Origin of the sequence: Saccharomonospora iraqiensis subsp. iraqiensis (genome assembly GCF_000430445.1) — a bacterium.
GTDB classification, from domain to species: Bacteria; Actinomycetota; Actinomycetes; order Mycobacteriales; family Pseudonocardiaceae; genus Saccharomonospora; species Saccharomonospora iraqiensis.
This window is the reverse complement of the sequence record NZ_KE387090.1, coordinates 81052-87745: the sequence shown is the minus strand read 5'-3', so window position 1 is coordinate 87745 and position 6694 is coordinate 81052. Positions and strand designations below refer to the sequence as shown.

Here is a 6694-nt window from a genome sequence, read left to right as displayed (position 1 = left end):
GCACGGCCACCGGGGCGCGCGGGCGGGGCCGGTCCCGACAGCAGGTCGCGATGCGCCGCCGGGCGGCCGTGCTCAGCGTGCTGACCGTGGTCGGACTGGGCTACGTCCTGCTGTTCACCCCGACGCTGGGGGTGCGCTCGGTCGAGGTCGTGGGGGTGTCCGGGGCGGTGGCCGCCGACATCCGCAGCGCGGCGGACGTGCCACGGGAACGGCCGATGCTGCGGGTGGACACGGACGCGGTGGCCGGGCGGGTCGCCGCACTGCCGGAGGTCGCCGAGGTGGCGGTCACCCGCTCGTGGCCCTCGACCCTCACCGTCACCGTCCGGGAACGGGTGGCCGTGGCGTACCACGTGGACGGGACCACGGTGTCGCTGGTCGACACCGCGGCGACGCCGTTCAAGCGGGTCGACGAGGCACCCGCGGGGCTGCCCCGGTTCGAGCACGCGGATCCGTCCCCGGACGACCCGGCGAGCCGGGCGGCGGCGACGGTGCTGGCCTCCCTGCCGCCGGAGCTGTCCGGGCGGGTCACCGCCGTCCGGGCCGCCACCCCCGGGGACGTCCGGTTCGACCTCGGGGACGGCTCGACGGTGCGGTGGGGGGACGCGGAACAGAACCGGATCAAGGCACGGGTGCTGTCGGTCCTGCTGACCAGGGACGGCTCGGTCTACGATGTCGCCAGCCCCGAACTGCCCACCGTGTCCTGACCTCCGACGGCACGGGTGGTCTGAAACACCTCGGCGACACGCCGGGTCGCTGCTGGATTCCACGCTGTTCAATGCTTACCGTCCACCAGCAACGTCGGTAGTTGACACAACCCTGAATCTCGAGTTGAGGTTGAGGGTTCGCGGGAGCCGACCGGCCCGCCGACATCCGGCGCCGACGCACGAGAGCACCACCACGATCAGGAAGGCACCCCGATGACGCCCCCGCACAATTACCTCGCGGTGATCAAGGTCGTCGGTATCGGCGGCGGCGGCGTGAACGCCGTGAACCGCATGATCGAGGTCGGCCTGAAAGGCGTGGAGTTCATCGCGGTGAACACCGACGCGCAGGCCCTGTTGATGTCCGACGCCGACGTCAAGCTCGACATCGGGCGCGAACTGACGCGCGGACTCGGTGCGGGCGCCTCGCCCGAGGTCGGGCAGAAGGCCGCCGAGGACCACCGTGAGGAGATCGAGGAGGTCCTGAAGGGCGCCGACATGGTCTTCGTCACGGCGGGTGAGGGAGGCGGCACCGGCACGGGGGGCGCCCCGGTCGTCGGGCAGATCGCGCGCAAGCTCGGCGCACTGACGATCGGCGTGGTCACCCGTCCGTTCTCGTTCGAGGGCAAGCGCCGCGCCCGGCAGGCCGAGGACGGTATCCAGGCCCTGCGCAACGAGTGCGACACGCTCATCGTCATCCCCAACGACCGGCTGCTGCAGCTCGGCGACATCGGCGTCTCCCTGATGGACGCCTTCCGCTCCGCCGACGAGGTCCTGCTCTCCGGTGTCCAGGGCATCACCGATCTGATCACCACCCCCGGCCTGATCAACCTCGACTTCGCCGACGTCAAGAGCGTGATGTCCGGGGCGGGCAGCGCCCTGATGGGGATCGGGTCCGCCCGCGGGGAGGGCAGAGCCGTGCAGGCCGCGGAGAAAGCGATCAATTCGCCGCTGCTGGAGGCCTCGATGGACGGGGCGCACGGCGCGTTGCTGTCCATCGCGGGCGGGTCCGACCTCGGCCTCTTCGAGATCAACGAAGCGGCGTCGCTGGTGCAGGAGTCCGCGCACCCCGAGGCGAACATCATCTTCGGCACGATCATCGACGACTCGCTCGGCGACGAGGTCCGGGTCACGGTGATCGCCGCGGGTTTCGACGCCGGCGCACCCACCCACAAGAAGCTGGACCCCGGCACGTTCACCGCACGGGGCGCCGTCGCCGAGGAGTCGCCCCCGGGCGTGCAGGCCCCCGGATCGGACGGCGGGCCCGTCGGAACCGGTCGGGGCGAGACCGGGGGTGGAGGGCTCGAAACCGATCCCACGAACCCCACCCCGCCGGTGCGCAGGCCGCAGCCGTCCGCGACCGGTGAGGGTGCGCAGTCCGGCTCGCTGCCGTCCCCGCAGGGGGACGACCGCGGCGGCCACCGGGGCGGCGGTCAGCAGAGTGATCACCAGGGTGGTCAGCACGGCGACGGTCACCAGGGCGGGGGCCGGCAGGGCGCCGCCTCCGCGAGGCCGACGGGGACCTCGTCCGGGTCGGCCCAGTCCGGGGCCGTCGGCGGGCCGCGGAACCAGGGCGGTTGGAGCGGACGGGCGTTCCCGGTCACCGACGACGATCCGACCGACGACGACGTCGACGTGCCCCCCTTCATGCGCCGCTGAGCGATTCCGCCCGCGCGGTAGGCTCGGCGGGCGGAACCGGAGTGGCCCGCCAGGGGTCGGCAGTCGAAGGAGTGGGCGCCGTGTCGGAAGCGTCGGGTCCCGCGCGGATCCGTCGGGTCGTGACCACCAGGTCGGGCGGCGTGTCGAAGCCGCCGTTCGACTCGTTCAATCTCGGTGACCACGTCGGCGACGACCCGGATGCCGTCGCGGCCAACCGCCGACGGCTCACCGACGAGCTCGACCTGAGTCGGGTGGCGTGGATGGAACAGGTCCACGGCCGGACGGTGACCGTGGTCGACGGGACCGAGGAGGAGCCGGCCGAGGCGACGGACGCACTGGTCACCACCCGTCCGGGCACCGCGGTGGCCGTGCTCGTCGCGGACTGTGTCCCCGTCCTGCTCGGTGACGCCGAGGCGGGAGTGGTCGCCGCCGTCCACGCGGGCCGGGTGGGTGCCCGCGTCGGTGTCCTGCCCGCCGCGGTGGCGGCGATGACGGCCGAGGGGGCGCGGGTCGAGCGGATCGAGGCGTTGCTCGGACCGGCCGTCTGCGGCGCGTGTTACGAGGTCCCGCGCGAGATGGCCGACGACGTGGAGGCACACCTGCCCGGCAGCGCCTGTTCCAGCCGCGCGGGCAGGCCCGCGCTGGACCTGCGGTCGGGCCTGTGGAACCAGCTCGGGGAACTGGGTGTCGGCGCGGTGGGGGTGGACCCCCGCTGCACGGTGGAGGACCACACCCTGTTCAGCCACCGGCGCACCGGCCGGACCGGCAGGATCGCCGCACTGACCTGGTACGAGGAGTGACGGTGGACCGCCGTGACGAGATCGCCGCCTCGTTGACCGCCGTGTCCGGGCGGATCGACGCCGCCTGTCGCGCGGCGGGCCGTCCGCGGGACGAGGTGCGGCTGCTGGCCGTGACGAAGACCTTCCCCGCCACCGACGCGGCGTTGCTCACCGATCTGGGGGTGACCGGGCTGGCCGAGAACCGCGACCAGGAGGCGGCCGCGAAGGCGCGCGAGGTCGCCCGCCTGCGCCCGGAGGCCGGTGTGCGCTGGCACATGGTCGGCAGGCTGCAGCGCAACAAGGCGCGTTCGGTGGCCCGGTGGGCCGCGGAGGTACAGTCGGTCGACTCCCTCCGGCTGGTCGACGCGCTCGCCGGGGCGGTACGGACGGCGCGGGACGCGGGCGAGCGGGACGCGCCGATGGACGTACTCCTGCAGACGAGTCTCGACGATGATCCGGCACGGGGCGGCTGTCCGGTGGACGGGCTCGGTCGGCTGGCCGAGGCCGTAGCCCGGGAGAGTGATGTTCTCCACCTGCGGGGGCTGATGGCGGTCGCACCGCTGGGTGCCGACCCGGAACCGGCCTTCGAACGGCTGGCCCGTGCCGCGGAAGCCCTGCGCAGGGACCATCCCGGGGCCACGGAGATCTCCGCGGGGATGACCGGGGACCTGGAACAGGCGATCGGGTACGGCTCGACGTGTGTGCGTGTCGGAACCGCGCTGCTCGGGGGGCGCGGTCTAGCCTCGCCCCAGCACGGTTGACCGAGTGGGCCGTTCGGGAACCGGAACACGCAGGTCGGCGCTGTGGTCGGCCGGTCGGCGGTGTGGTCGGCCGGTCCCGTCTCCCGCACCGGTGGGAACCGGGACCGGTCGGGAACGGTCCCAACGAGGACGGAAGAACACCCCGGGTGGCGTCGCGGAGGGTGAGGGAGAGGCATGAGCGCGTTGCAGAAGCTGAAGGCCTACTTCGGGATGGTCCCTGCCGAGGACGAGTACGAGCTCGACGACGACTACCGGCGCGACCACCCGGACAGCGGGTACGGCTCCTACGAGGAGGGCCCGTACTCCGGGGCCAAGCCGCGCCGGTCGCGGCCGCGGTACCACGTCATGGACGAGTTCGAGGAGGCGGAGAACACGGGGGGCCGCGGCCGGGGCAGGACCGCCGGCCGCAGTGAGCCGTCGGTTCACGGATCGTTGGCCGTGGACCGGCAGCCGGAGCCGGTGGCACGTCTGCGGCCCGCGACCGAGAACACCCGGCAGACCGCGCGGGACCCGCTGAGCCGGATCATCACCCTGCACCCGACCAGTTACGGTGAGGCGCGGGAGATCGGCGAGGCGTACCGGGACGGCGCCCCGGTCATCATGAACCTCACGGAGATGGAGAACGCCGACGCCAAACGGCTCGTCGACTTCGCCGCGGGGTTGGCGTTCGCCCTGCGCGGGTCGATGGACAAGGTCACCAACAAGGTGTTCCTGCTCTCACCGCCGGACGTGGACGTCACCGCGGAGGACCGCAAGCGGATCGCCGAGGGCGGTCTGTTCCTCCGTCACTGATCGCGGGACACGGGTGTGGCAGAGTAGGCGCCGTGCTCACCGTCCGGCTGATTCTGTTCTGGCTGCTCTTCGCGTTCTGGCTGTTGCTGACGGCCCGGATCGTGGTGGAGCTCGTGCGCGCCTTCGCGCGTGACTGGCGTCCCACCGGTGGGGTTGCGGTCGTGCTCGAGACCATCTACACAATGACCGACCCACCGGTTCGACTCGTGCGGCGCATCATCCCCGTCGTCCGGATCGGCGGCGTGGGACTGGACCTATCGATTATGGTGCTGCTGTTGGTTGTGTTCATACTGATGCAACTGGCGCTGCCCGGGTAACGGGGAATCCGGGCCGGAAGGCAGCCCTGGAGTGCGTGAGGTGAGATCTGATGTCGTTGACTCCTGCTGACGTGCATAACGTCGCGTTCAGCAAACCTCCGATCGGCAAGCGCGGGTACAACGAGGACGAGGTGGACGCGTTCCTCGACCTCGTCGAGACCGAACTCGCGCGGCTGATCGAGGACAATACCGAGCTGCGGCAACAGGTCGAACAGCTCGATGCCGAGTTGGAATCCGCCCGTAGTGAGTTGGAGTCCGCGAAGTCCTCGGCCGGCACGGGCGGCGGCGCGCAGGACGAGGCACCGTCCCGCAGGCTGGCTCCGGTCCCGCCGCCGACCTCCGCGATGGAGCAGACCCAGGCCACCGGGCTGACCAACGAGAACGGCGAGCCGAACGTGCAGGCCGCGAAGGTGCTCGGGCTCGCACAGGAGATGGCCGACCGGCTGACGGCCGAGGCCAAGACCGAGTCCGACGGGATGCTCGCCGAGGCGCGGACGAAGTCCGAGCAGCTGCTCTCCGACGCCCGGTCCAAGGCCGACTCCATGGTGAACGAGGCCCGGACGAAGGCCGAGTCGATGCTCAGCGACGCCCGGACGAGGGCGGAGACGCTGGAGCGTCAGGCGCGCGAGAAGGCGACCAACATGGATCGCGAGGCGCAGCGCAAGTACACCGAGACGATGAACGAGCTGAACACCGAGAAGAGCTCGCTGAACAAGAAGATCGAGGAGCTGCGCACGATCGAGCGGGAGTACCGCACCCGGCTGCGTGGCTTCCTGGAGTCCCAGCTGCGCGAGCTCGACGACCGCGGCTCCGCGGCCCCCGCCTCCGCCTCGTCGGGCAACCAGTCCGGTAACGGCGAGAGCTCCGGCGGGCACAGCAGCGGGAGCCACAGCAGCGGTAACCACAGTTCCGGCAGTCACAGCACCGGCGGCACCGGTGGGAGCAGCGGTCAGGGCTACTCGTTCGGCCCCCGGGCCGAGGCAGGCTGAACGGTGCCGCCGCCCGACCGGACCGACACGCCCCCACCGTGGTCGGCGGGTCGGCGGGCGGGTCCCGTGACCGACGTGGTGTAATTCACCGTGCTTTTCCTCGTCCTACTTCTGGTGCTGGCGGCCCTGGGGTTGGTGGTGGCGGCACTCGTCACGGCCGGATCGCTCTGGGCCTGGATCTCGATCGGACTGTCCGCCGTCGCCGGGCTGTTACTGGTCGTCGACTGGAGGCGGGGCCGTACCGGCCCGGACGCCGCCTCCGCCGACACGACCGGGACGGACGGCACCACCGGCGGATCCGAACCGGCGGAGACCGTCGAGGCGACGGAGACCGCCGACCCGGCAGAGACCGACAGCGCGGACACGGCTGACACGGCCGACACCGCGGATTCCGCCGACACGGCTGAGACGACCGACACGGCGGAGACGACCGACACGGCGGAGACACGCGACAACGCGGAGACAGGCGACAAGGCGGAAGAAGCCGAGCAGGCGCGGACGAGCCCGGCGTCGGCACCGGACCCGGATTCGGCGGGCACGACCGGGACGGCGGAGACGGACGCCACCGACGAGGCGGTCCCGACCGGGGCCACCGACTCCGACACGGGTGCCGCCGACCGGACGGGGACGACGGCCGCGACGGAGGGGTCCGCGGGATCGGAGGCCGGGGAGCGGAGCGCGTCCCCGACCGCGGCC

Annotated in this window: 7 protein-coding genes and 1 pseudogene; all 8 read left to right on the top strand. The window is 72.0% G+C overall.

Translation table 11 applies throughout. From position 1 onward, the window contains the following. The coding region (locus ACTIR_RS0112640; RefSeq protein ID WP_233345898.1) for a cell division protein FtsQ/DivIB at nucleotides 1-704 on the top strand (704 nt) is incomplete at its 5' end. Between the two features lie 213 nt (nucleotides 705-917). After that, entirely contained in the window at nucleotides 918-2360 is a 1443-nt protein-coding gene (ftsZ, locus tag ACTIR_RS0112635; RefSeq protein WP_026454564.1) for a cell division protein FtsZ, read from the top strand. Between the two features lie 80 nt (nucleotides 2361-2440). Beyond that, nucleotides 2441-3160, top strand: coding sequence for a peptidoglycan editing factor PgeF (gene pgeF / locus ACTIR_RS0112630; protein ID WP_052583861.1), 720 nt, complete (start codon nucleotides 2441-2443; stop codon nucleotides 3158-3160). 2 nt (nucleotides 3161-3162) lie between these two features. Continuing rightward, nucleotides 3163-3900 (top strand): YggS family pyridoxal phosphate-dependent enzyme, encoded by a 738-nt coding sequence (locus ACTIR_RS0112625; RefSeq protein WP_411431328.1) that lies wholly within the window; start codon nucleotides 3163-3165, stop codon nucleotides 3898-3900. 174 nt (nucleotides 3901-4074) lie between these two features. Continuing rightward, on the top strand, nucleotides 4075-4692 hold the full coding sequence (locus tag ACTIR_RS0112620; protein ID WP_026454561.1) for a cell division protein SepF: 618 nt from the start codon (nucleotides 4075-4077) through the stop codon (nucleotides 4690-4692). A gap of 32 nt (nucleotides 4693-4724) precedes the next feature. Next, nucleotides 4725-5009, top strand: coding sequence for a YggT family protein (locus ACTIR_RS0112615; protein WP_007026017.1), 285 nt, complete (start codon nucleotides 4725-4727; stop codon nucleotides 5007-5009). Between the two features lie 50 nt (nucleotides 5010-5059). Further along, nucleotides 5060-5998: a DivIVA-like cell division protein Wag31 gene (gene wag31, locus ACTIR_RS0112610; RefSeq protein ID WP_007026016.1), complete on the top strand. Its 939-nt coding sequence runs from the start codon at nucleotides 5060-5062 to the stop codon at nucleotides 5996-5998. Nucleotides 5999-6088: 90 nt separating this feature from the next. Then, a pseudogene (locus ACTIR_RS27195) lies at nucleotides 6089-6694 on the top strand (hypothetical protein); the annotation flags it as partial.